Origin of the sequence: Paraburkholderia aspalathi, from assembly GCF_900116445.1 — a bacterium.
Taxonomy (GTDB): Bacteria; Pseudomonadota; Gammaproteobacteria; order Burkholderiales; family Burkholderiaceae; genus Paraburkholderia; species Paraburkholderia aspalathi.
In genome coordinates this window covers 305,766-329,240 of record NZ_FPBH01000005.1, presented here as the reverse complement: position 1 = coordinate 329,240, position 23,475 = coordinate 305,766, and the positions used below count along the sequence as shown (strand labels likewise).

The 23,475-nt window shown below is 61.3% G+C and carries 20 protein-coding genes; 7 read left to right on the top strand and 13 right to left on the bottom strand.

Annotation, left to right across the window (positions count from 1 at the left end; genetic code table 11):
• Positions 1-47: 47 nt before the first annotated feature.
• Genes BM438_RS11275 through BM438_RS11265 form a run of 3 tightly spaced genes read right to left on the bottom strand, consistent with a single transcriptional unit; the run spans position 48 to position 5,935 of the window.
• Positions 48-1,496, bottom strand: coding sequence for an efflux transporter outer membrane subunit (locus BM438_RS11275; RefSeq protein ID WP_093634353.1), 1,449 nt, complete (start codon positions 1,494-1,496; stop codon positions 48-50).
• Positions 1,493-4,702 (bottom strand): efflux RND transporter permease subunit, encoded by a 3,210-nt coding sequence (locus BM438_RS11270; RefSeq protein WP_093634352.1) that lies wholly within the window; start codon positions 4,700-4,702, stop codon positions 1,493-1,495. Before BM438_RS11270 ends, BM438_RS11275 begins: the two co-directional genes overlap by 4 nt.
• 12 nt (positions 4,703-4,714) lie before the next feature.
• Positions 4,715-5,935 carry an efflux RND transporter periplasmic adaptor subunit gene (locus BM438_RS11265; RefSeq protein WP_093634351.1) on the bottom strand — a complete coding sequence of 407 codons (1,221 nt, stop codon included), beginning with the start codon at positions 5,933-5,935 and terminating at the stop codon, positions 4,715-4,717.
• 440 nt (positions 5,936-6,375) lie between these two features.
• Here BM438_RS11265 and BM438_RS11260 point away from each other — a divergent pair, with 440 nt between their 5' ends.
• Together BM438_RS11260 and BM438_RS11255 are read left to right on the top strand one after the other, a co-directional pair.
• Positions 6,376-7,119, top strand: coding sequence for a response regulator (locus BM438_RS11260; RefSeq protein WP_093634350.1), 744 nt, complete (start codon positions 6,376-6,378; stop codon positions 7,117-7,119).
• Positions 7,103-8,350, top strand: a complete 1,248-nt coding sequence (locus BM438_RS11255; protein ID WP_093634349.1) for an ATP-binding protein — start codon at positions 7,103-7,105, stop codon at positions 8,348-8,350. Before BM438_RS11260 ends, BM438_RS11255 begins: the two co-directional genes overlap by 17 nt.
• Before the next feature lie 20 nt (positions 8,351-8,370).
• Here BM438_RS11255 and BM438_RS45460 read toward each other — a convergent pair whose 3' ends face one another.
• From BM438_RS45460 to BM438_RS11240, 4 genes are all read right to left on the bottom strand, one after another.
• Positions 8,371-8,541 carry a hypothetical protein gene (locus BM438_RS45460; protein ID WP_167378368.1) on the bottom strand — a complete coding sequence of 57 codons (171 nt, stop codon included), beginning with the start codon at positions 8,539-8,541 and terminating at the stop codon, positions 8,371-8,373.
• Positions 8,542-9,086: 545 nt separating this feature from the next.
• Positions 9,087-9,854, bottom strand: coding sequence for a 4-hydroxy-2-oxoheptanedioate aldolase (gene hpaI, locus BM438_RS11250; RefSeq protein WP_093634348.1), 768 nt, complete (start codon positions 9,852-9,854; stop codon positions 9,087-9,089).
• Positions 9,841-11,130, bottom strand: a complete 1,290-nt coding sequence (locus BM438_RS11245; RefSeq protein WP_093634444.1) for an MFS transporter — start codon at positions 11,128-11,130, stop codon at positions 9,841-9,843. Before BM438_RS11245 ends, hpaI begins: the two co-directional genes overlap by 14 nt.
• Before the next feature lie 99 nt (positions 11,131-11,229).
• Positions 11,230-12,777, bottom strand: a complete 1,548-nt coding sequence (locus tag BM438_RS11240) for a UxaA family hydrolase (RefSeq protein WP_093634347.1) — start codon at positions 12,775-12,777, stop codon at positions 11,230-11,232.
• Positions 12,778-13,027: 250 nt separating this feature from the next.
• Here BM438_RS11240 and BM438_RS11235 point away from each other — a divergent pair, with 250 nt between their 5' ends.
• Positions 13,028-14,005: a LacI family DNA-binding transcriptional regulator gene (locus BM438_RS11235; protein ID WP_093634443.1), complete on the top strand. Its 978-nt coding sequence runs from the start codon at positions 13,028-13,030 to the stop codon at positions 14,003-14,005.
• Positions 14,006-14,418: 413 nt separating this feature from the next.
• On the opposite strand, the gene BM438_RS11230 is transcribed toward BM438_RS11235, so the two are convergent.
• From BM438_RS11230 to BM438_RS11220, 3 genes are all read right to left on the bottom strand, one after another.
• The gene (locus BM438_RS11230; RefSeq protein ID WP_093634346.1) at positions 14,419-14,937 is read right to left on the bottom strand and encodes a hypothetical protein; all 519 of its coding nucleotides are present in this window, start codon (positions 14,935-14,937) and stop codon (positions 14,419-14,421) included.
• Between the two features lie 223 nt (positions 14,938-15,160).
• On the bottom strand, positions 15,161-15,640 hold the full coding sequence (locus BM438_RS11225) for a nuclear transport factor 2 family protein (protein WP_093634345.1): 480 nt from the start codon (positions 15,638-15,640) through the stop codon (positions 15,161-15,163).
• Between the two features lie 17 nt (positions 15,641-15,657).
• Positions 15,658-16,359, bottom strand: coding sequence for a TetR/AcrR family transcriptional regulator (locus BM438_RS11220; protein WP_093634344.1), 702 nt, complete (start codon positions 16,357-16,359; stop codon positions 15,658-15,660).
• A 107-nt stretch (positions 16,360-16,466) separates the two neighbouring features.
• Between BM438_RS11220 and BM438_RS11215 the strand changes: the two genes are divergently transcribed.
• Entirely contained in the window at positions 16,467-17,117 is a 651-nt protein-coding gene (locus BM438_RS11215) for a YceI family protein (RefSeq protein ID WP_093634343.1), read from the top strand.
• A 56-nt stretch (positions 17,118-17,173) separates the two neighbouring features.
• Here the strand turns inward: BM438_RS11215 and tdh are convergent, their stop codons facing one another.
• Positions 17,174-18,205 carry an L-threonine 3-dehydrogenase gene (tdh, locus tag BM438_RS11210; protein WP_028195988.1) on the bottom strand — a complete coding sequence of 344 codons (1,032 nt, stop codon included), beginning with the start codon at positions 18,203-18,205 and terminating at the stop codon, positions 17,174-17,176.
• 13 nt (positions 18,206-18,218) lie between these two features.
• Positions 18,219-19,418 carry a glycine C-acetyltransferase gene (locus BM438_RS11205; RefSeq protein ID WP_093634342.1) on the bottom strand — a complete coding sequence of 400 codons (1,200 nt, stop codon included), beginning with the start codon at positions 19,416-19,418 and terminating at the stop codon, positions 18,219-18,221.
• A 175-nt stretch (positions 19,419-19,593) separates the two neighbouring features.
• Between BM438_RS11205 and BM438_RS11200 the strand changes: the two genes are divergently transcribed.
• From BM438_RS11200 to BM438_RS11190, 3 genes are all read left to right on the top strand, one after another.
• Positions 19,594-20,220, top strand: coding sequence for a helix-turn-helix domain-containing protein (locus BM438_RS11200; RefSeq protein ID WP_093634341.1), 627 nt, complete (start codon positions 19,594-19,596; stop codon positions 20,218-20,220).
• Positions 20,221-20,335: 115 nt separating this feature from the next.
• Positions 20,336-20,734 (top strand): DUF2471 family protein, encoded by a 399-nt coding sequence (locus BM438_RS11195; protein ID WP_093634340.1) that lies wholly within the window; start codon positions 20,336-20,338, stop codon positions 20,732-20,734.
• Positions 20,735-20,797: 63 nt separating this feature from the next.
• Positions 20,798-21,865, top strand: coding sequence for a tyrosine-type recombinase/integrase (locus BM438_RS11190; RefSeq protein ID WP_093634339.1), 1,068 nt, complete (start codon positions 20,798-20,800; stop codon positions 21,863-21,865).
• An 87-nt stretch (positions 21,866-21,952) separates the two neighbouring features.
• Here BM438_RS11190 and BM438_RS11185 read toward each other — a convergent pair whose 3' ends face one another.
• Positions 21,953-23,158, bottom strand: coding sequence for a DNA-binding protein (locus BM438_RS11185; protein ID WP_093634338.1), 1,206 nt, complete (start codon positions 23,156-23,158; stop codon positions 21,953-21,955).
• Positions 23,159-23,475 lie beyond the last annotated feature (317 nt).

The following is a 23,475-nucleotide window of genomic DNA, read 5'->3' as shown; positions in this document are numbered from 1 at the left end:
CAACATTATCACCTCACACGCTCCCGAATGTTCTCACCTTTCGGCTTTCAGCTCCCCTCCCAACCGCCGCCTAACACCTTGTACAACGTCACGAGATTGGCCTGTCGCGACAGACTATCCGACGCCAGTTGCTGTTGCGCGGTGTAGAGCGTGCGCTGCGCGTCGAGGAACGTGAGGAAGCTGTCCGTACCCGCCTTGTAGCGCGCCTGAGCAAGCGTGTAGTACCGCTGCGACGACGTCACGTAGTCACGATCCGCCGCCACCTGATCGACGTACGTTGCACGCGCAGTCAGCGCGTTCGCGACTTCTTTGAACGCTGTCTGAATGGCGCTCTCGTAATCAGCGACCTCGATTTGTTTCTCGATCTTGGCGACGTCGAGCGATGCCTTGTTGCTGCCGTAATCGAAGATCGGCACTGACACGGTCGGCGCGAATTCCCAAGCGCCTGTGCCCGCTTTGAACAAACTCGAAAGCGTCGAACTCGATGTACCAGCCGAAGCCGTCAGCTCGATCTTGGGAAAGAACGCAGCGCGCGCGGCGCCGATGTTCGCATTCGCCGCCTTCAGCGCATGTTCCGCCTGCACGATGTCGGGACGACGGGTGAGCAGCAACGACGGTACGCCCGCACCGATGTCGGCGAACATCGTCTCGTCGTCGAATTCGCGGGCGGGTGGAAGGTCGTCGGGAATCGGCGCGCCGAGCACGGCGACCAGGTTGTTGCGGTCCTGCGCGACGGCGCGCCGATAGGACGCAAGGCTCGCCTTCGCGCTCGCCAACGAGTTTTGCGCCTGCTGCACGTCGAGCATCGACGAATTGCCCAACTCCTGAATGCGCTTGGTCACGTCGTATGTCGACTGATCCGCCTTGACCGTGTCTTCGGTGATTTGCAGGAGACGTTCGTCGGACAGGAGCGTCAGGTAGTCGGTCGCTACCGTCGCGATCAGGCTGATCTGCGTACTCTGCCGCGAGGCATCCGTCGCGAGATAGTTTTCCAGGGCCTGACGCTTGAGGCTGCGCAAGCGTCCGAAGAAGTCGATCTCCCATGACGTGGTGCCCACGCTCACGTCGCTGGAACTGCTCGTCACGCCCGAGGTACGCTCGCGAGTCAGGCTGCCGCTCGCGCTGATCGACGGTGCGAGCGCGGCGCGCGTGATGCGGTATTGCGCTTCGTACTCGGCTACGTTCAACGCGGCGACGCGCAGGTCGCGGTTGTTGTCGAGCGCGATCTGGATCAACCGTTGCAGACGTTCATCGCGAAAGAAGCTGCGCCAGGCCATGTCGGCGGCAAGCGGCGGTGCGGTTGTTGTCGTGCCAGGCGTCGCGGTTCCTGAAGCCGTTCCCGAAGCCGCAGCGCTAGTGCTCTCATACGCCTCGCCTTTGGGATAAGCCACCGCAACGGGTGCTGCGGGCCGTTCATAGTGCGGGTCCAGCGTGCACCCCGTCAGCATGGCAACAGCGAACGCCACCATGCATGCGCTCAATTTGAGTCTCATCATTCAACACCTTCCTGTTGCTTGGCATCGCCGTGTTCGCCGAACAGGCGGCGCACGACGACAAAGAACACCGGCACGAAAAAGATGGCGAGCAGCGTTGCGGCGATCATGCCGCCCATCACGCCGGTGCCGATCGCATGCCGGCTCGCCGAGCCGGCGCCTGTGCTGATGACCAGCGGCAGTACGCCGAACACGAAAGCGAGCGATGTCATCAGAATCGGCCGCAGACGCAGTCGCGCGGCTTCCAGCGTGGCGTCGATCAGGCTGCGGCCCTGCGCTTGCAGGTCCTTGGCGAATTCGACGATCAGGATCGCGTTCTTGGTGGAGAGCCCGATGGTCGCGAGCAAGCCGACCTTGAAGTAGATGTCGTCGGACAGCCCGCGAATATGCGCGCCCAGTACCGCGCCGAGCACGCCGAGCGGCACGACCAGAATCACCGCGATCGGAATGGACCAGCTCTCGTACAGACCGGCCAGACAGAGAAACACCACGACCAGCGAAATCGCGTACAGGTAGATCGCCTGGGATCCGGCAAGGCGCTCCTGGTACGATTGCCCGGTCCAGTCGATGCCATAGCCGGCGGGCAGCTTCTTCACGAGCGCGTCGACGGCGGCCATCGCCTGGCCCGTGCTGGTGTTCGCACCGGTTTGCGCGGTGATTTCCATCGCCAGCGTGCGGTTGAAGCGTTCGATCTGCGGCGGCCCGAAGGTCCATTTGCCTGTAGCGAACGCGGAGAACGGGACCATCTGGCCGTCGTAGCCTGTGGTGGTCGTACTGCTCGTGCTTGTGGTCGAGCTGCTTGAAGTGCTCGTACTGGTACTCGTGCTCGAACTGCTCGTCGTGCTGGACTTCACATACCACCGTCCAATATCGGACGGCATCATCCGGTAAGGCGCATCGGCCTGCACGTAGACCTTCTGGATGCGTCCCGTATCGACGTAGTTGTTCACGTAAGTCGAACCGAACGCGGTCTGCAACGTGTCGTTCACGTCGGCGATTGAAAGTCCGAGCGCACTCGCCTTCTCGCGATCGATATCCACATGGAACTGCGGCGTATCGTCGAGGCCACCGGGACGCATGCCGGCTAGCGCGCTGTCCTGCGCGGCAAGCGCGATCAATTGCTGGCGCGCGGCCATCAGCTTGTCGTGGCCCTGCCCGGCGCGATCTTCCAGTTCGAAGTCGAGACCGCTCTGCGTGCCGAGCTCCTGAATGGCCGGCGGATTGAGCGCGAAAATCTGCGCGTCGTGCGAGGCGGCGAAATGCATGTTGGCGCGTTGGATGATCGCCGCCGCCGAACCGTCGCTGCCGCGCCGCGTGCTCCAGTCCTTGAGCTTGACGAACGCGAGGCCGTTGTTCTGCCCCGAGCCGTTAAAGCTGAAACCGGTCAGCGCGATGATCTTGTCCACTTGCGGCAGACCGAGGTAATACGCCTCGACTTTTTTCACGACTTCCAGCGTCTGCGCGGCGGGCGTGCCGACGGGCGCGGAAATCGACGTGATGATGATCCCCTGATCCTCGTCCGGCAGATAAGACGACGGCAGCTTCATGAAGAGCAGCGCAACCACGCCCCCAATCAGCAGGTAGATCACCATATAACGCATCGGCTTGCCAATCACGCGCGCAACCGCCGAGTCGTAACGATCGGTTCCACGAGTCAGCACACGGTTGAACCAGCCAAGCACGCCGCGCTTCGTGTGGTGCTCGACGTCCGCGCGCCGCAGCATGGTCGCGCACAGCGCCGGTGTCAGCGTCAATGCGAGGAACACGGAGAGCAGCATCGCCGCGACGATCGTGATGGAGAACTGCCGGTAGATCGCGCCCGTGGACCCCGAGAAAAACGCCATTGGAATGAACACGGCAATCAGCACGGTCGTAATGCCGACCAGTGCGCTGGTGATCTGCTTCATCGCTTTGCGCGTGGCTTCGACGGGCGATAGTCCCTCTTCCGCGATCAGCCGCTCCACGTTTTCCACGACCACGATCGCGTCGTCCACCAGCAGCCCGATCGCAAGCACGAGCCCGAACATCGACAGCACGTTGATCGAAAAGCCCACTGCCGACATCACCGCAAACGTGCCGAGCAACGCAACGGGCACGACGATGGTCGGAATCAGCGTCGCGCGCAGGTTTTGCAGGAACACGTACATCACGACGAAGACCAGCATCACCGCTTCGATCAGCGTTTTCACCACCTCTTCGATCGAGATGCGCACGAACGGCGTGGTGTCGTACGGATAGTCGACCACCACGTTGTGCGGCAATTGCCCGCTCATTTCGTTCAGCTTCGCGCGTACCGCTTTGGCTACGCTCATCGCGTTCGCGCCGCTCGCGAGTTTGACCGCGAGCGAGGCCGCCGGCTTGCCGTTCAGTCGCGAGTCCGTGCTGTAGTCGTCGCCGCCGACCTCGACCCGCGCGACGTCTTTCAGCATGACCTTCGAGCCATCGCTATTCACGCGCAGCAGGATCGCGCCGAACTGCGCGGGCGTGGTGAGCAGGCTCGATGCCGAAATGGTCGCGTTGAGCGCCTGCGTCTTCGTGGACGGCGAGCCGCCGATCTGGCCGACCGAGAGTTGCACGTTCTGATTCGTGATCGCGGTGGTGACGTCGCCGGCAGTCAGACCGACGGCCTGCAGCTTCACCGGATCGAGCCAGATACGCATGGCGTGCTGCGCGCCGAACAGCGTGACGTCGCCGACGCCGTCGATCTGCGTGAGCGGGTCTTCGATCTGCGTTGCGATGATGTTGCCGAGATCGATGGAATTCATGCTGCCGTCAGAGGACGAGAGCGACACGATCATCAGAAACGCATTGGCTGCCTTCGCGACCTGCACGCCCTGGTCCTGAACCGTCTGCGGCAGCGACGAACTGGCCTGTTCGACCTTGTTCTGCACCTGCACCTGGGCGATGTCGGCATTGGTGCCCTGCTGGAACGTGAGCGTGATGGTGGCCTGTCCGGCCGAACTGCTGGTGGACGACATGTAGAGCAGATGATCGATGCCGCTCAGTTTCTGCTCGATCACCTGCGTGACCGTTGTCGCCACGGTTTCAGCCGAAGCGCCCGGATACGTCGCCGTGATCTGCACGGAGACCGGCGCCACGCTCGGATACTGTTCGACCGGAAGTGTCCCGATGGAGGCGCCGCCGATCATCATGATGACGATGGCGATAACCCATGCGAGGATCGGTCGGTTGATAAAGAAACCTGCCATAAGTGTCTCGCTTTAGCTGTGTGCGGCCGACATGGTGTCCGCGGTGGCGGGCGCACCCGATATGGCTGGCGATTCGACCGGCTTCACAACACCGCCCGCGCGCGCTTTCTGCGATCCGGCGACGATCACGCGATCGCCCGCCTTGAGGCCGCGCGTGACGAGCCAGTCGGCGCCTGAAGCGGTGTCCGCCGTGACGGGCGTTTGCGTGACCTTGTTGTCGGCACCGACCGTCAGCACGCTCGCCGAGCCGTCGGATGCACGCGAGACCGCGAGTTGCGGCACCGTAATCGCCTGCTGGTTCACACCCTCTTCAAGCCGGGCGCGCACGAACATACCGGGCAGCAGCACGCCGTCCGGATTCGGGAACACGCAACGCAAGGTGACCGAGCCGGTGGTGGCGTCGACGGTGATATCGGAGAACAGCAGCTTGCCTGGCTGCGTGTACGTGCTGCCGTCTTCCATCACGAGATGAACGACTGCGCCGTCCGAGCCCGCCTGTTGCAACTGGCCACTGGCGAATTCTTTCTGCAGCCGCAACCAGTCGGCGGATGAGCGCGTGACGTCGAGATACATCTCGGTCGTCGCCTGGACCGTCGCGAGCGCGGTGGTCTGCTCCGCGGTGACGAGCGCGCCTTCAGTCACGCTCGATTTGCCGATCCGTCCCGCGATGGGCGCAACGACTTTGGTGTAGCCGAGGTTGATCGCGGCGGTCTTCAATGCGGCACGGTCGGCGACCACGTCGGCCTTCGCTTCCTCCAGGGAGGCGACGGCGTCGTCGTAGTCCTGCTTGCTCACGCCTTCGATCTTCGACAGTTCGGCGTAGCGGGTGGCCTTGGTCTGCGCGGCGCTCGCTGTCGCCTCGGCTTTGGCCAGCGTGCCGACGGCCTGGTCGTAAGTTGCCTGGTAGCTGGACGGGTCGATCTGATACAGCACCGCCCCGGCCGCAACCAGCGAGCCTTCCGTGAAGAGGCGCTTTCTGACGATGCCTTCGACCTGCGGCCTGACTTCGGCGACGCGGATCGCCGACAGTCGCCCGGACAATTCGGTACTCGACACCACGGCGTGCGGCGCGATCGTCTGGACGCCAACTTCGGGGATCAACTGTGGCGGGCCATGCGGCGCCTGCTCGCCGCAACCCGCCAGCCAAAACGTGGCGACAGCGACTGTGGCGGCAAGATAGGTGAATCTCGGTACACGCGAGGAAGATCCGGACGCGCTAGGATTATTCGGCATGCTGTGGGCATCCTTCGACTCAATTCGACAAAGGGCCGTCTGGCATGCGTTGTTCGCTAAAGCGGGGCGGGTGAAAACGTGTCGGTCGACCACGCGCCTGAATCTGCGCGCAAACCAACCCACTGAGCCCGGAGGAAACCGCGTAACGCCACCAGCGGCGAGAAGTGGCCCAGCATAGTGAGTGGCGTCTTACGGTGGCTTAGACGAGGATTACGAGTTGTAACGAGGCGCGTGGTGTTGCGATGAATCGGACGGTGTGACGTTGACCGGCACGGCCTGCTTCACGCAGGCGGACAAAACCAAAGGCAGGCGCCGTAATAAACTGTAAGTGCAGATAAGAACCCGAAACCGCTGCCACCGCGAGATTCGCTATATTGCGACATGCGATAGACGCGCTGCCGCGCCGTCCGTCAATTGTCCTCATCGATCAGGGCCCAGCCATGTCAGACACGCCCATCCAGGTTTTACTGGTCGACGACGACGCCGACCTTCGTGACCTGCTCAGAACCTTCTTTCAACAACGCGGCATCGAAATGTCCGTGTTGCACGACGCGAACCATCTGGCACGCCGGTTGGAACGCGAACGGCCCTCGATCATCGTGCTCGATCTGATGATGCCGGGCGTCGACGGACTCAGCGCGCTCAGGCAATTGCGTGCGCATGGCGACACGATTCCCGTGATCATGCTGACGGCGCGCGCGGACGGCGTGGATCGCATAATCGGTCTGGAACTCGGCGCCGACGACTACCTCGGCAAGCCATTCATGCCGCAGGAACTGCTTGCGCGTATTCATGCGGTGTTGCGCCGGCATGCGCAGCCATCGTCGGGGTCCACGGCTACGGCGCTCGAAAAACGTGAAGCACTGCGCTTCGGCCGCTTCCGGCTCGACTTCGCGAGGCGCACCCTGTTTCGCGATGACGAAGCGCTCAAGCTGACCGGTGGCGAATATGCGCTGCTCGAAGTGCTCGCCGCGCATCCAATGGAAACGCTGTCGCGCTCGAAGCTCGTCGATCTGCTGCATGGGCCGAACTCAGAAGTAACCGAACGCGGTATCGACGTACCGGTGTGGCGCCTGCGCCGTCTGCTTGAAGACGACCCGGCCAATCCGCGCCGGATCCAGACCATACGCGGCATCGGCTATATGTTCGTGCCCGACGCCAATGACGATGAAAAATCCCTTTAACACACTGTTTGGCCGGCTCGCGTTGATGACGGTGAGCCTGATCGTGCTGGTGCACATCACCGCAATCGTTCTCGTTGACCGAGACCGCGGCCAGATCGACGCGGGTCATGCACAACGCGCTTTAGTGCTCGCGGTTGAGGCTGAACGCGGCGGCCCGCTCGCCGCCTCCCAGGTCGCGGCAACGCTCGGTGTGTCCTATGTGAGCGCGCAAGACGCGATTCGGTATGGCTGTCCTGCGCCGTGTGAGAACACCTCGGGTCCGTTCGAACACGACTTGCGCGAGAAATTGCCAGCAGGCAGCCAGGTCGTATCTGACGGCGAGAACGGCACGGTCTGGGTCCACTACGCGGGCAATCCAGGCTGGCTCAAAATGCAAAACTCGACGCTGCCGGCGCGTCGCTTCCTGGGCGCATCGGCGACGATGCTGGTGTTGGCGGTGATCATCGCGCTGCTCGGCGCATGGCAATTGCAGCGGCCGTTGCACCGGCTGGCGCTCGCCGCGCGCGAGTTCCGCGTCGGCCATCGCGCGCCGGTCGTGGAGGCGAGCGGCCCGCGCGAGTTGAAGGAACTGATCGGCGACTTCAATCAGATGGTGCATGAACTTGCGCAGGCCGAGCAGGAGCGCGCGGTGATGCTGGCCGGCGTGGCGCACGATCTGCGTGCGCCGATCACCCGCATGCAGGTGCGCGCGGATCTGCTGCCCGACGAAGCGAATCGCCGCGGCTTTTTGCGAGACTCCGAGTCGTTGTCACGCATCGTCACGCAGTTTCTCGACTTCGCACGTGAGACGGCGGATACCTCGCCAAGCACCAGCGTCGATGCCCACTGTCGCCGGCACTACGGCGACGGCCTCGCGGACGATGCGCTCGTGCGCCTCGATCTACAAGCTGGCGATGGTTTTGGGTTGCCGCTTGTCGATCTCGACCGGATTCTGACCAATCTGATCGAGAACGCGCTCACTTACGGCGAGCCGCCGGTGGAAATTTCGACGTCCCGCCGCGACGGCCAATATACGCTCGAGGTCCGCGATCACGGCGGCGGCATTCCGAGCGGTCAACTTGATCGTGCGCTGCAACCGTTCGTGCGACTCGATGAAGCGCGTAGCGGCGATGCGCACTGCGGGCTCGGGCTTGCGATCGTGCGGCGCCTCGTGCGATATAACGGCGGCGTTTTTCATGCCGATAACGCCGCCGCCGGCGGGTTCGTGGTGACGCTTACGTTTCCCGCCTAGTTTCTGGCCTGGTTTCCGGCTCAGCCCTGAGCAGCGTTGCCAGGAACGACGATCGCACCGTGCGGTCCGCCGCCACCAGGTCCACCCCCACCGCCGCCTCCACCGCCCCAACCTGGAGGCGGCCCCCACCAGCATCCGCTCAAGGTTGCGCTCAGTGCGGCCAGCGCCGCGATTGCCAACAGCTTCTTCATGCTTTCTCCATCGATAGATCTACGGTGACGCAAAGTCGTTGCTCGAGTGGCGACGACACGCGTTATCCGCAACTTATCAACGAGCGAAAGATCATGTTTTACGAGAGCGTTACAAGATGGCGAAGTTTGGCCGCTTCTGGTGCGCACAAGCTGCGGTGTGTATCGCCGTGCGGCGCAGGTAGCACGGCCTTTGCGACGTGACCCGACGCAAGCTGTCGCGCTCACCCTTTGTTTGTATATGGAAGAGGATGTAAGGAGATTGGCGGTATCGGTCTTGCTCTTGCACGTGTCAGGGTGAGGTTTGGAGTGCTCGCTGCATCACCGAAAGCGACCACGACGAGGACTCCCTGGAAATCCTCACCTTATTTAAGGTGCGCGCTCAGCGAGGCGATTGCTCACCTCCTGGAATCGCTCACCTTTGCAGATCATCTCCTGGAATTCCTCACCTTAGTGCGGCGTTGCCTGCTCCTAAGGTGCTGTTCGACTCATGGAATGACTCACCTCTGAAGGAGATGATGTCGTCTCCTGGAATTCCTCACCATTCTTCACTGCTCGATGAATTCCCGGGCGAGCTTGCGTGCCGCGTTCGCAAACATAAGGATGTCCACACCGGTCGCGACGAACGTGCATCCAAGCTCGAGATAGCGACGTGCGAGCACCGGGTCCGAGGTCAACGTGCCGGCCGCCTTGCCGGAAGCAATGATGGTGCGCATCGCGGCTTCGATCGCGTTCTGCACTTCCGGATCGCCGGGCTTGCCGCGATGGCCCATGGACGCGGCCAGATCCGCTGGCCCGATGAAGACGCCATCCACGCCGTCAACCGCGCAGATGGCTTCGAGATTGTCGAGCGCTGTGACCGTCTCCGCCTGCACGAGCAGGCAGATTTCACTGTCCGCGATATCCAGATAGTCGGTCCGCGAACTCCAGCGCGACGCACGTCCCACCGCACTGCCCACACCACGAATTCCATGGGGCGGATAGCGTACGGCAGCCACGCACGCGCGAGCCTGATCCGCGGTATCGATCATCGGAACGAGGAGGTTACGTGCGCCGATATCAAGCAGGCGCTTGAGCAGCGCCGGATCACCGTTCACGGGTCGCACGACGGCTTCGGCGGAATACGGCGCGACCGCCTGCAATTGCGCAAGAATGCTGCGCACGTCGTTCGGGGCGTGCTCGGCGTCGATCAACAGCCACTCGAAGCCGGCGGTCGCGCTGACTTCGGCCAGGTAGGCGTCGGCCATCGAAAGCCAGAAGCCGATCTGTCGTTGACCATTTGCAAGCGCCGCCTTGAATGGGTTAAGCGCTGACATCGACGTTGCGTTCATCACGATTTCTAGCCTCCACGGGGACTTGATTGAATTGAATGGGCTCCACCTTTCCGAGCAGGAACAGGTAGTTGAGGATCGCGATCACGATCAGCCCCGACGAGAACAGCAGCGCGGGAATGAACGAACCGGTTGCACCGACGATCGCGCCGGTGACGATCGGCCCGACCACGCCGCCCATGTTGGAGACGGTGTTCTGGATGCCCGCCACCCGCGACACCATGTTCCCCGGCGCGACATCGCCCGGTAGCGCCCAGACCTGGGATGCGGCGACGGTCGTGCCCGACTTCGCCACGCAGAGCAATGCGACGGCCACGAGCGGAGAAGTGGCGAACGCCGCGAGTCCAATGCTTGACGCCATCACCAGGCCGACCACGAGGAACAGTTTTCGGGTCGCGGTGAGCGACAACTTTCCAGATGCATACACACGATCGGAAGCCCAGCCCGCGAATACCTCGACGATCATCGAAAGGACGAGCGGTAGCGAAGCCATGAAGCCCATCTCCATCAGGCTCATGCCGCGTTCCTTGACGAGATACGTCGGCAGCCAGGTGATGAAGAAGTACGAGTTGTAGTTGATCATGAAGAAGCCGATGCACATGGCCCAGATGTTCCGATGCGCAAACAGCCTGTGCCAGGGTACATCGGCGGCCGCGCCCGTGCTGTCGCCGCGCGACACCGCTTCGCCATCGCGGATATGGGCAAGCTCGGCCGCATTCACGCGTTTGTGATCCGCTGGCGAATCCCTGAACACGAACACCCAGACGACGCACCAGATGAGACCCAGCACACCGGTGATCGCAAAGGTGACCTTCCAGTCGAACGTCGCCAGCAGCCAGGCGATCAGCGGCAGCGCCACCGCGCCGCCGAGCTTGGACCCGCTATCGAAGATGCCGGCCACCGTTGCGCGTTCCTTGCGCGGAAACCATCGCGAGGCGATGCCCGCGTTACTGGGGTAGGCGCCCGCTTCGCCGATGCCCAGCATGACCCGCAGGAGCACGAGAGACTTGAAGCCGGTGGCGAGTCCGGTTACGGCGGTCGCAAGCGACCACCAGAACACGGACGCACCCAGCACGATCTTCTGTCCGAAGCGATCGGCAAGCATGCCCGCAGGCAATTGCAGCAACGCGTATGACCAGAAGAAGGCCGACATCACAATGCCCATCTCCATCGCGCTGAGATGGAACTCCGCCTGAAGATGGGGAGCCGCGGCGGACAGCACCGTGCGGTCGATATAGTTGATGGCAATGGCCGACCACATCAGACCGGCCACCAGCCAGCGCACTTTGCTGCGTGGCGCCTGTTGCAAGGCTTGGTTCAATCTCTGTCTCCGCTTTTTTTGTAGGAATGAGGTGGCGTTTCAGCTCACGATGCCCATATGCCAGGGCACAAATTCGTGATCGCCCAGCCCGAGCAATTCACTACGGGTGCGCTCACCCGACGCGGCCCGCAGAATGTGCTCGAAGATATCTTTCCCCATCTCCTCGACTGACCGCTCACCATCAAGGACAAGTCCGCAATTGATGTCCATGTCGTCGGAGAGCCGCTTGAACATCGGCGTGTTGCTCGCGAGCTTGAGCGTGGGCGCGGGCTTCGAGCCGAACATGGAACCGCGGCCGGTCGTGAAGCAAATCAGGTTTGCGCCGCTTGCAATCTGTCCGGTCACCGCAACGGGATCGTAGCCTGGCGAATCCATGAAGACGAAGCCAGCCTGATCGATCGGCTCGGCGTATTCGTAGACGGCCTGCAGCGGCGTCGTGCCGCCTTTCATCGCCGATCCGAGCGATTTTTCGAAGATGTTAGCGAGTCCGCCCTTCTGATTACCCGGGCCGACGACACCGTTGAACTGACCGTTGTGGCCGCGCGTATAACGCTCCCACCACGCAAGCCGGTCGAGCAATTTCTGACCGACTTCCGGTGTCACCGCACGGCGCGTCAGCATGTATTCGACGCCGTGAATTTCGGGGGTTTCGGAAAGAATCGCCGTGCCGCCATGGCGCACCAGAATATCCATGGCCGCGCCCAGGGCCGGATTGGCCGTGATGCCCGAAAAGCCATCGGAGCCGCCACATTCCAGACCGATTTTGATGTGGCTCGCCGACACCGGGCGACGCTCGATATCGTTCGCCGACGGCAGCATCTTCTGTATGGCAGCGATCCCCGCTTCGATCGTTGCCCGGGTGCCACCTTCGTCCTGCATCACCAACGCGTGGACCGACGTACCGACATGAAGTCCTTGTGAATCGAGCAGGTCGCCCACCTGATTGCGTTCGCAGCCCAACCCGACAATCAGCACCCCGGCAAGATTGGGATGACGCGCATAGCCGGCGAGCGTCCGGCGCAGGACATCGAAGTGTTCGCTGGGCGATGACATCCCGCAGCCACTTGTCTGCGCGAATGCGACCACGCCATCGACATTGGGATAAGGCGCAAGCCGCTCCGGCGTAAACCAGGCGGCGATATTCTTGATAACGGTCGACGAACAATTGACCGATGCCAGAATCCCGATGAAGTTGCGCGTCGCGACTCGCCCATCGGGCCGAACGATGCCGTTGAATGTGGCCCGTTCAGCTTCCGCCACGTACTCGACCGGACGCACATCGAGACAGAAACCCGGATCGCGCTCGAAATCGATCAGCTCGACGTTATGAGTGTGGACGTGATCGCCCGCCTCGATGTCGCGAGCCGCGAGGCCAATGACGGTGTCGTATTTACGGATCGGCGCACCACGTGGGATACGATAAGCGGCGACTTTGTGACCCGCGGTGACCTGCGCGCGGATGCGGATCGTCGCCTCGCCGATGCACAGTTGCTGTCCGATCGACAGCGATTCTCGCGCGATCAGTACATTGTCCGCGGCGTTAAGCCGGATCAGCGGCTCGCTCAACACCGTACCAGCCTGCGACATGCTGCTCTCCTGTCTCTCAAGTTCTGGGCGCACGCACTCGGGTCGCGCCAATCGCTTTTCTTCTAATCGATGTTACCGGTTCATGTAACCGGTAACATACGACGCATGGTAGTATGGTTTTGCCATAATCGCCAGCAACTTTTTTCGGGCCTGAGTGATCAACGTCGTGAGCAAACCGCCAACTACCCTGCTTGCCCCTGTCGAACGCAGCGCCTCCCGGCGCGCCCGCAAGAATTCCGGCCGCGTAACGCTGAGCGATCTCGCGGCGCTCGTCGGCGTGACGAAAGTGACCGTCTCACGCGCACTGAACACGCCTGAACTAGTTTCGGTCGATACGCTGGAGCGTGTCCAGGCGGCCGTCCGGCAAACCGGGTACACGCCTGACCTCATCGCCGGTTCGCTGGCGTCGACTCGCAGCCATCTCATCGTCGCGTTGATTCCGGCGATGGCCGGGAGCGTGTTTCAGGAAACCGTCGGCGCCCTGACGACCGAGCTTGCCGCGGCGGGCTACCAGTTGCTGATTGGGCAAAGCGGATACGACGAGTCGCGCGAAGACGCCCTGCTTGATGCGGTGATCGGCCGCCGACCGGCCGGCATCGTACTGACCGGCGTCATCCATTCCCAGAGTGCGAGGCAAAAGCTGCGCGCGTGCGGCATTCCTGTCGTCGAGACCTGGGACCTGACACGCGAGCCTATCGACATGCTGGTCGGCTTCTCTCATGAGAACGTCGGGAGGGCAGCCGCGGACTTTCTGAAGACGCGTGGCGTGCGGCGGCCCGCTGTCGTCACGCCCAGCGACCGGCGCGCGCAGGCCCGCACCAAAGCTTTCCTCAAAGCGTTCGGAAATGGCAAAGCAATCTCCTCCATTCCTGTCATGACGGTCGAGTCACCTGCGAATCTGGGCGACGGGCGACGGGCGCTGAAGGGCTTGCTCGACACGCACGCCGATATTGACGCCGTTTTTTGCGGCGCGGATATTCTGGCGCTAGGCGTGTTGATGGAAGCTGAGTACCGGGATATCTCAGTACCAGAGAAACTGCGTGTGATTGGCTACGGTGATCTGAATTTCGCGAAGGACACCACGCCACCGTTGTCGACCATGAGAATCGACGGCACGAGAATCGGAACGCTTGCGGCGACCATGCTAGTCGATCGGATTGAGAATCGCGCTGGCAGTGAGCCAATCGTCGATGTGGGGTTCAGTCTGATCGAGCGGGAAAGCACTTAGTGTCGTGGTGCGCTGTCAGCGGCAATGACTACGACTCCCTGGAAATCCTCACCTTATTTCAGGTGCGTACTCAACGCGGCGATTGCTCACCTCCTGGAATCGCTCACCTTTGGCGAGCGACCTCCTGGAACGCCTCACCTTGGCGTGGGCTTTGCTTGCTTCTACGGTGCAGTTCAGCTCACGAGACGACTCACCTCTCGCTGATATGGCGACACCTCCTGGAACCGCTCACCTCTCGCCGACGTGATGTCATGCTCCCTGGAACAGCTCACCGTTCGTCGAGGTAGTTGCGTCTCCTGGAATTCCTCACCTTTGACTGTGTTGACGATATTTCCTGGCGATCCTCACCTTTGGTCACGATGCCGCCATCTCCTGGAATTCCTCACCATCCTGGAATCGCTCACCTTTGCAGACTAGAACTTCACCTTCACCTGAAACCCGATCGTGAACGGAAGATTGTCCGAGGGGATCGGCGGAATCACAATGAAGTTAGCCCCGACGCGCTTGTAGTCGACCATCACGATCGGCGCGACCACCGGCCCGATCGTGTGGTTGCGGCCGAGACCCCAGTTGCCGTAGTTATAGCCCGAGATAATCCCGCCGATCGCCGCGATCCGCACAATGCCCCAGTGCGCGAACTCGGGCGCCCAGACACCGCCGCCATAATAAGAAGGGCGCCGCAGCGAATTGCGGAAGCCGCCGGCAGTCACCGCCCATTGATTGTTGAGCCAGCATTCAACGCCAAGGCCAGGATTGAACTGCTCGAAATGGGTATTGGGGTCGGGATTGATGTGATACGAACCAAGCATGGCGTCGACCCATATGCCGCCCTCGCACCAGTTGCCCGCATGCGCAGCGGACGCTGCGGCGAGGCTCGCGACGAGCGCTACGGCCGCGTGTCGAATCTGCTTTTTTGTCTGACGAAAATGCATGTATTCTCCGCCACCGATCGAACGCCGGTGTCATCTGTGTTCTAGGTATTCTTGCTTGTCGTCCGTCGCGCACTGTACCTCAACCCGTACTGGCGATGTGGAGGACACGCTCGGGCACGCGGGCACGGCACGTGCCCCAGGGCGCAGACGCAACGATAACGGAGAACCGATGGCAGAGCGGTGAACACACGGCACGTGTCCACCTTCGATCGTTGGGAGAGGTCTAGAGGCCGAGGTCGGACAGGCCCGGATGGTCGTCAGGACGGCGGCCGAGCGGCCAATGATAAAGACGGTCGGCCTCGCGGATCGGCAGGTCGTTGATGCTGGCATGCCGGCGCGCCATCAGCCCGTGCTCATCGAACTCCCAATTCTCATTACCGTAAGAACGGAACCAGTTGTTGGAGTCGTCGTGCCATTCGTAAGCGAAGCGCACAGCGATGCGGTTATCCGTGAATGCCCATAGTTCCTTGATCAGGCGGTAGTCGAGTTCCTTTGCCCATTTGCGGCGCAACAGGCCGACGATCTCCGCTCGGCCATGCGTGAACTCGGCACGGTTGCGCCAGACGCTATCCGGTGTGTATGCGAGCGACACGCGTTCGGGGTCGCGGGTATTCCAGCCGTCTTCCGCGGCGCGTACCTTCTGGATCGCGGTTTCGCGTGTGAAGGGCGGAAGAGGCGGGCGGGTTTCGATCGAGTCAGCCATGGTGTGTGTTTCCTCAGTCAGGTTTCTGTGCGCCGGGATGGCGGTCGTTTGCTTCGGGCTTCACTTGGGGACTTGCTCGCGGACTTACCTGCGAGTGGGTTCGATTCGCTTGCGGACTCGGTATTGAGCAAGGCTTCGGCGGCGGCTCGCGCGTCGAGCGCGGCGTCGGCCTCACCGCTCACCAGCGCCACGGCAATGGCGCCGTCGAGCAGGATCAGCCATTGGCGCGACAAGCGCGCGGCGCGGCGCGCGTCCATGCCCGATTCGGCCGCGTAGTCATCGCACTGGGTTCGCACGAACACGAGCAGGCGCTCCTTGTGTTCACGCGCGACGATCCGGATCGGATCCTCCGCGGAGGCGATTTCGCCGGCGGCGTTCAGAAACGCGCAGCCGTGAAAGTCCTCCGACGCGAACCATTCGCGCAGCACATCGAACATGCCGAGCAGGTGTGCGCGTGCAGTCTTGCCGTGCTGCAACGCGCCCGCGATAAACCAGTTCATCCAGCGTTCGTCGCGCCGCTCCAGCGCGGCCGCGACAAGCGCGTCTTTCGATTCGAAGTGCGTGTAAAAGCTCTTACGCGCAGTACCGGATTGCTTGACGATCGCATCGACACCGGTGGCATGGATACCGCCGGCGTAGATCAACGCCTCCGCGGCATCGAGCAGCCTTTCACGCGCGCTGCCGGATGCAAGCAATTCAGTTGGGGTTTGAGTAGCCATGTGCGAAGGGTAGAACGATCATTCTCCTTCGTCAAGTTTTTGTGCGCTTCGGCGGATTGCTGCGCATGCTGTTATCGTGATGCTGATCGACCAACCGGACGAATTCCATGAGCTTCCCTGTTGTCCGCATCACCTTGGTACGCGCGTTACTCAGCGCAGCGCTGCTGACTTCGATGGCCTGCACGCCTTTGCAAGTGCTCACCCATACGGTCAGCCAGAACGAAGCACGCGTGCCGCCTGGCCGCTACGATCTCGATCGGGACCATTGCAGCATCACCTTCGACATCGATCACTTCAAGTACTCGCGCTTTACGATGCGCTTCGATCGCAGGCAGGGGCAACTCGACTGGAACGAAGGCGGGATGGACAAGAGTAGCGTGGCGATCACGATCGACGCCGCGAGCATCGATACGAATGTGCCACTACTCGACAAGATGGTGAAAAGCGACAGCATGCTCGACGTCGCACGCTATCCTGAGCTGCGCTTCGTCAGCACGCACTTTGAGCGCACCGGCGATTCGCGCGGCACGTTGACCGGCGATCTGACGATTCACGGCGTGACGCAACCTGTGACGCTCGATGTGACCTTCAACGGCTTCGCGCCCGATCCGCTCACGAAAAAAGACACACTCGGCTTTTCCGCGGAAGGGCATTTCAGCCGCGCGAAGTTCGGTTTGTCGACATGGTATCCGGCTGTCGGCGACGATATTCATGTGCGTATTCAGGCTGAGTTCGAAAAAACGCCCGCAGGCGCGTGAGCGCGGTGCGGGCGTTTTGTTTCAGCAGTTGCGCTTGAATGCAGCGCTTTTTCAAATCATGCAGCGGTCCAGTCGAGAATGACCTTGCCGCTCTCGCCTGAGAGCATCGTGGCGAACGCTTCCTGATAATCGTCGACCTTGAAGTGGTGCGTGAGGATCGGCGACAGATCCAAACCACTCTGCAGCATCGCGACCATCTTGTACCAGGTCTCGAACATCTCGCGGCCATAAATGCCCTTGATTTCGAGGCCTTTGAAGATCACCTGGGTCCAGTCGATAGCGGTCTGCGCAGGCGGAATGCCGAGCAGCGCAATCTTGCCGCCGTGGTTCATCGCTTCGAGCATGCTGGTGAAAGCGCTCGGCACGCCTGACATTTCCAGCCCGACGTCGAAACCTTCGGCCATGTGCAGATCAGCCATCACGTCGCGCAACGATTCACGCGAGACGTTAACCGCACGCGTCGCGCCCATCTTGCGCGCGAGTTCGAGGCGATAGTCGTTGACGTCGGTAATCACCACATTGCGTGCGCCAACATGTTTCGCAATCGCTACCGCCATGATGCCGATGGGCCCGGCGCCGGTAATCAGCACGTCTTCGCCGACCAGGTTGAACGACAGCGCCGTATGCGTTGCGTTGCCGAACGGATCGAAGATCGCGGCGAGATCGTCGGAGATTTCAGGCGGGATCTTGAACGCGTTGAACGCGGGAATCACGAGGTATTCGGCGAATGCGCCTTCGCGATTCACACCAACGCCCACCGTATTGCGGCACAGATGCCGGCGTCCTGCACGACAGTTGCGACAGAATCCGCAGGTGATATGCCCTTCGCCCGACACGCGATCGCCGATCGCAAAGCCGCGCACTTCCTGACCCATCTCGACGATTTCGCCGACGTATTCGTGGCCGACATGCATCGGTACGGGAATCGTCTTTTGCGCCCAGTCGTCCCATTTCCAGATGTGGATATCGGTGCCGCAAATCGCGGTGCGCGTGATGCGGATCATCACGTCGTTGTGACCGACTTCGGGTTTCTTCACATCCGTCAGCGTGAGGCCCGGTGCGCGTTCGAGTTTTGCCAATGCTTTCATATGCGCCTCCGCTTCAGATGACACCGAGTTGACGGCCGACGCGCGCAAATGCGTCGACAGCTCGATCGATTTGTTCCGGCGTGTGCGCGGCGCTCATTTGCGTGCGAATGCGTGCGCGGCCTTTGGGCACCACGGGGAACGAGAAGCCGATCACGTATACGCCTTCCTTCAACAACGCGTCGGCCATGTTCGATGCGAGTTGCGCGTCGCCCAGCATGACCGGAATGATCGGGTGTTCGCCGGGCACGAGCGTGAAGCCGAGCGCGCTCATCGCGCGGCGGAAATGCGCGCCGTTTTCGCGGACGCGCGCACGCAGTTGCGCGCCTTCGTCACTGGCGAGCAATTCGAGTACTTTCAGCGAAGCGGCGGCGATGCTCGGTGTCAGCGTGTTGGAGAACAGATAGGGACGCGAGCGTTGACGCAGCAAATCGATGACTTCCTGGCGCGCTGCAACGTAGCCGCCCGATGCGCCGCCCAATGCCTTACCAAGTGTGCCGGTAATGATGTCGACGCGCGACAGCACACCGCAATGTTCCGGCGTGCCGCGCCCATGTTCGCCGACGAAACCGACCGCGTGCGAATCGTCGACCATCACGAGTGCGCCGTAGCGGTCGGCGAGATCGCAAATGCCTGCGAGGTCGGCGATGATGCCGTCCATCGAGAAGACGCCGTCGGTAGCGATCAGCTTGAAGCGTGCGCCGGCGGCATCCGCTTCTTTCAGCCTGGCTTCGAGATCCACGAGGTCATTGTTCTTGTAGCGAAAGCGCTTCGCCTTCGACAGCCGCACACCGTCGATGATGCTCGCGTGGTTCAACTCGTCGCTGATGATGGCGTCGTTGTCGTCGAGCAAGGTTTCGAACAGACCGCCGTTCGCATCAAAACAGCTGGAGTAGAGAATGCAGTCGTCAGTTTGCAGAAATGCGGCCAACGCTTTTTCGAGATCCTTGTGCACTGTTTGCGTGCCGCAAATGAAGCGCACCGACGCCATGCCGAAGCCGTCGTTATCCAGGCCTTGTTTCGCGGCCTCGATCAGGCGTTCGTCGTTGGCCAGACCAAGATAGTTGTTCGCGCAGAAATTCAGCACTTCCGTGCCGTTCGCAAGACGCACGTCAGCCGACTGGGGGCTGGCGATCACGCGCTCGTTCTTGTAAAAACCGTCGGCGCGGATCTGCTCGAGTGTGCCGCGCAGATGGGCGAGGTAAAGGTCACGCATGAACCAGACTCCTGAAAGGGTGGTGCACCCCGACATGTCCAGCACATGTCCGGCACTTGCGGCATGTTCGACGTCGAGGCGGGCTGTTATAGTCGGTTGTCAGTTTTATCGGATATTTTCGTTTTTCCGAACTAAAATCCGGTATGTCGAACAACTCTAAACGATAGGTCAGTAAATGGCAAGTTCGGGAATCCGCCGCGCAGCAGCCAACGCGGCACCCATTTCAGGCGCGAGTCCGGTCCCGGCGATCGCTGCGCCGCCTCGCGTCGGCGAGCAGATTCAGCGTCTGCGCGCCGAACGGCGCATGACGCTCGACGACCTGTCGCGCGCGGCCGGCGTGTCGAAATCGATGCTCTCGGAAATCGAGCGCGACAAGGCCAATCCGACGATCGCGGTCGCGTGGCGTCTGACGAACGCCCTCGGCGTCAGTCTCGATTCACTGTTCGCGCCGCAGAAGGCGCCGGAGGCGATTGCCGTCTCCGGTCCGCACGACATCCCGACTTTGAGCGGGCACGAGGCCAAGTATCAGTTGCGAGTCTGGGGTCCGATCGAATTGGCCGGCAAGTTCGAGTGGTACGAGTTGACGTTGCAGCCGGGTGGGGCGCTGGTGTCGAACGCGCACGAACCCGGCACGCGTGAGCATTTGACGGTGCTGCAGGGATCGATAGAGATCGAGGCGGCGGGCGCGACGAAGCGGCTCAAGGCCGCGGACACCGCGCGCTATGTCGCCGACGAGCCGCACGCAATCCGCAACGCCGGAAAGGGCGAGGCGAAAGCATTGCTAGTGGTGATTCACGGCTGAGGGGTAGGCGCACCGTTGCAGGTTGATGTCTGAATTGGACTGAATTGTCCGTTCGGCCGAGGTTGCGCGAGACACTGTATATTTGTACAGTACAGGGTGTCGACTGGAGCCGATAATGAACGACCTGACCACCGAACAAGCCGAGCATGCTCTGGCCGCGCTGCGCTATCAAACCGCGGCGCGCGATCTTGAACACATCGTGCGCAACATCGCCGCGCGCTACATCGTCCAGCAGGTGCCGCTCTCGTGGCGCCTGCTTCATGCAATCGAAGCCGAAGCGTTGGCAGACCTCGGGTTTGCGAGCCGGCACGACGCGATCATGCTCGGGCTCTTCCAACGGCCGTCCGAGTTGCCTTATCCGGAAACGGATGAGGCGGTGGATTTTGGTACATCCACGGCATTGCCTGCAGTATTTGCCTTTGCCGTCTCGGCCTATGAAGAGGCGGCACGGCGCGCAGCGCAACCCACTTCTAAAGACGCGCCGCTAAAGCACGCACGGGCGTGGGGCGACTGACTCAGGCGCTGTACTTTCATCGGTTGCCACCTACAATATGCGCAACTAACGGAAGAATAGCCTATGTCGCCTCCTAATCTGTCCGACCCGGTTCCACGCCCTGCACCGTCAACGGATCTCTTCGATCAGGAACGGGAAGACTGGCGCCGCGATCCGCAAATCGCGTTCGACGCGTGGCTTGCCAAGCAACATTTCAGACGCTCTTCTGCTGAAGTCTATCAAGCACAGTGGGGGCTTTTCCTCGACTGGCTTGCGGTTCGCCAAAAGAGTCTGGTCACGGTCGACACGCAAACCATCGCCGAATTCGTGGCCGGCCTTGAGATCCGAAAACCGCAACGTGTCCGGTATTTGCGGCTCATTGAACGGGTGCTGGATCACGTGCGCGAAATCGAATCCGCGTCGACCAATCCTGCACGCTTCATTGCTCAGGATGGCGAAGCAGCATGGCGGAATGCACGCGATAACGAGCCGACCGGGTTTCTCAATCATGCAGAACGCGCAGCGCTCATTGCGCATCTGTTTTCGCCGTTGCCGGTTTTGTCCATTGCGCAGCGCTGGAGAGAGCGGCGTGACCGCGCGTTGATCGCTGTGTTTCTCGGCGGCGGTATCAAGACCGGGGAAGCGGCAGCACTTACGGTTAGTTGCGTGAACGTCGGATCGCCGTGGGTCACAATCGAGTCCTCGAATCCGATGCTGACGCGCCGTACCCGGCTCGCACCCTTCGCGGCGGCCGTTCTCGACGCTTGGCTTGCGGAACGGCGCCTTTCCGAACTGGCCGGCAATCTGGTCTTTCCCGCTTCGCCTTCAGGACGCCCAATGCACAAGGCGACCATGCTGCGCGGCGTCGATGCGTTGATCGACGCCGCAGGCATCGCCGCGTCCCGAGCCTCACGCGCCAGTCCGCAAACTTTGCGCAACACCTTCGCGGCAGATCTATTCGAGAGTGGAGTTGAGGCGGAACAGGTCGGGCAATGGCTGGGATTTGTCCAGGCCGTGTCTGCCAACCGTTTGTACCGGGCATGGCAAAGGTGGATGGATCAGCAGGATTCGCCAACAGTGGATAAACCGGATCCAGCTGCTCCGCCATTGCCCGCGCCTAGGCGTGACGGGCGTTTGACGAGGAAAGGGTGAGTGAACGGGTCCTGAAAATACTCACCCATCAGGTCCCGAATTTCCTCACCTTTGGCGATTTATCCGTTATGACGCGTGCGCCGAGGGTCACGCCGACGCTGCAATCGAGCCACTCGACAAAAACCGGCTAACCGCCTCCAGCCTTGATTCGCCGGGTCCTGATGAGTGATCGCATTCCGGACACTGCAGCTCGAAGCGGTGATCCACTTGCGACAACTCGGGCTCACCTTCCTCACATTTTGGGCAACGCAGCGGCAACGTGACATGGCCGTCCGCCGCAGTACCGATCGCTGATAGCTCGTCGGTCGTGAGCCTGCCGGCTTCGACTAGCGAACACAACAGGTTCGCGACGGCGGGATCGATGTCCTGCTGGCCGCGCAGCGCAGCGACTTCTTTCGTCAAAACATCCACTTCATCCGACTGCTCGCGCAGTTGCGCGTCGAGCCGATCGCCGCGCGCCTTGGCCGCAGCGAGCTGCTGAATAAACTCGAATTCCTTGCGGCTGGCGTCACGCACCCCCGATTGGTAGGTGGCCGCCATGCTGCGCAAGGAATCGAGTTCGACCAGCATTGGCTTCACACGGCGCTCGGCTTCGGCGACGGCGTCCTTGATCTGTTGCGCATAGTGCTCGGTGCTTTGGCGCAATTCGACATGTAGCGCATCGATCCGGTCGCGGAGCGCCGCGTTCGTCGCCTGTTCGGTATCGAGGCGTTGGCGCAGCGTTTCGTTTTCGCCATCAAGTCGACGGACCGTGGCCTGCAAGCCTTCCTGGTGAGCGGTCCCATGTGTGGTGGCGCTGGATAGCTCAGTCTCGAGTGCGCGAACACGTTCCCACGCGGCTTCAGCTCTGAGTTCGCTGCGCTTGATCGCTTCTTCCGAAACGTCGCAGCGAATTTCCGCTTCCCGTGCGCGTTGGTCGGCGAGGGTGACTTGGGCGCGAATTTCCTCGCGTTCGTTGTCGAGGGTAGAGCGGGCGTGCACGACGGCTTCTTCGAAAAGGGCGCCTAATAATTCTCCGGCGCGATCTTCCAATGCTTTCGGGATAGCGCCGGCGCCAACTTTGACGCGCGACACCGTTCGGATCCGTTCCCAGAAGTGGTCGATGTCCTTTGGGATGTCACTTGCGCTGCCTGTTTGTGTCAGGTCGCGGACGGCCGCCATGGACGGGCGAATGCCCAAATCGAAGAAAAGTCGTTTGCAAGCATGCAGCGATAGTTCTTGCCGCCGTGCTCCGCTAGCCCTCAAAGATTCAAGCTCGTCACGGATGGCTTGCCGTTCCTGGTCCAGATTCATGTATACCTCGATGTCGCTCGAATTGGATGAATCATAACAATTTACGTATTGTTTGCTACGTATTTGTTGGGGACGAGTGTTATTTAGCCAATTGGCGTGTTTTGACGTTGCTGGTAGCTCACAAGATCGGAGCGAGCTTGGTTTTTCCGTGAAACAAAACGAAGACTAGCTAATAAGTTGTTGTAAATAAAGAAGTTTCAGTAGTTTCTTTTTGATCGCTCACTGTTTCACGCGGGCGTCATGGGAGCGGTTGGGGGTGAAGCAGTCTTGTCCGAAGGACGCGCGGGGAAAGTCTAGAGAGTAATAAAAGTAAACAC

Coding starts and splice junctions, on each gene's coding strand:
- BM438_RS11275 (WP_093634353.1), bottom strand. CDS start 1,496: ATGATGAGACTCAAATTGAGCGCATGCATGGTGGCGTTCGCTGTTGCC.
- BM438_RS11270 (WP_093634352.1), bottom strand. CDS start 4,702: ATGGCAGGTTTCTTTATCAACCGACCGATCCTCGCATGGGTTATCGCC.
- BM438_RS11265 (WP_093634351.1), bottom strand. CDS start 5,935: ATGCCGAATAATCCTAGCGCGTCCGGATCTTCCTCGCGTGTACCGAGA.
- BM438_RS11260 (WP_093634350.1), top strand. CDS start 6,376: ATGTCAGACACGCCCATCCAGGTTTTACTGGTCGACGACGACGCCGAC.
- BM438_RS11255 (WP_093634349.1), top strand. CDS start 7,103: ATGAAAAATCCCTTTAACACACTGTTTGGCCGGCTCGCGTTGATGACG.
- BM438_RS45460 (WP_167378368.1), bottom strand. CDS start 8,541: ATGAAGAAGCTGTTGGCAATCGCGGCGCTGGCCGCACTGAGCGCAACC.
- hpaI (WP_093634348.1), bottom strand. CDS start 9,854: ATGTCAGCGCTTAACCCATTCAAGGCGGCGCTTGCAAATGGTCAACGA.
- BM438_RS11245 (WP_093634444.1), bottom strand. CDS start 11,130: ATGTGGTCGGCCATTGCCATCAACTATATCGACCGCACGGTGCTGTCC.
- BM438_RS11240 (WP_093634347.1), bottom strand. CDS start 12,777: ATGTCGCAGGCTGGTACGGTGTTGAGCGAGCCGCTGATCCGGCTTAAC.
- BM438_RS11230 (WP_093634346.1), bottom strand. CDS start 14,937: ATGCATTTTCGTCAGACAAAAAAGCAGATTCGACACGCGGCCGTAGCG.
- BM438_RS11225 (WP_093634345.1), bottom strand. CDS start 15,640: ATGGCTGACTCGATCGAAACCCGCCCGCCTCTTCCGCCCTTCACACGC.
- BM438_RS11220 (WP_093634344.1), bottom strand. CDS start 16,359: ATGGCTACTCAAACCCCAACTGAATTGCTTGCATCCGGCAGCGCGCGT.
- BM438_RS11215 (WP_093634343.1), top strand. CDS start 16,467: ATGAGCTTCCCTGTTGTCCGCATCACCTTGGTACGCGCGTTACTCAGC.
- tdh (WP_028195988.1), bottom strand. CDS start 18,205: ATGAAAGCATTGGCAAAACTCGAACGCGCACCGGGCCTCACGCTGACG.
- BM438_RS11205 (WP_093634342.1), bottom strand. CDS start 19,418: ATGCGTGACCTTTACCTCGCCCATCTGCGCGGCACACTCGAGCAGATC.
- BM438_RS11200 (WP_093634341.1), top strand. CDS start 19,594: ATGGCAAGTTCGGGAATCCGCCGCGCAGCAGCCAACGCGGCACCCATT.
- BM438_RS11195 (WP_093634340.1), top strand. CDS start 20,336: ATGAACGACCTGACCACCGAACAAGCCGAGCATGCTCTGGCCGCGCTG.
- BM438_RS11190 (WP_093634339.1), top strand. CDS start 20,798: ATGTCGCCTCCTAATCTGTCCGACCCGGTTCCACGCCCTGCACCGTCA.
- BM438_RS11185 (WP_093634338.1), bottom strand. CDS start 23,158: ATGAATCTGGACCAGGAACGGCAAGCCATCCGTGACGAGCTTGAATCT.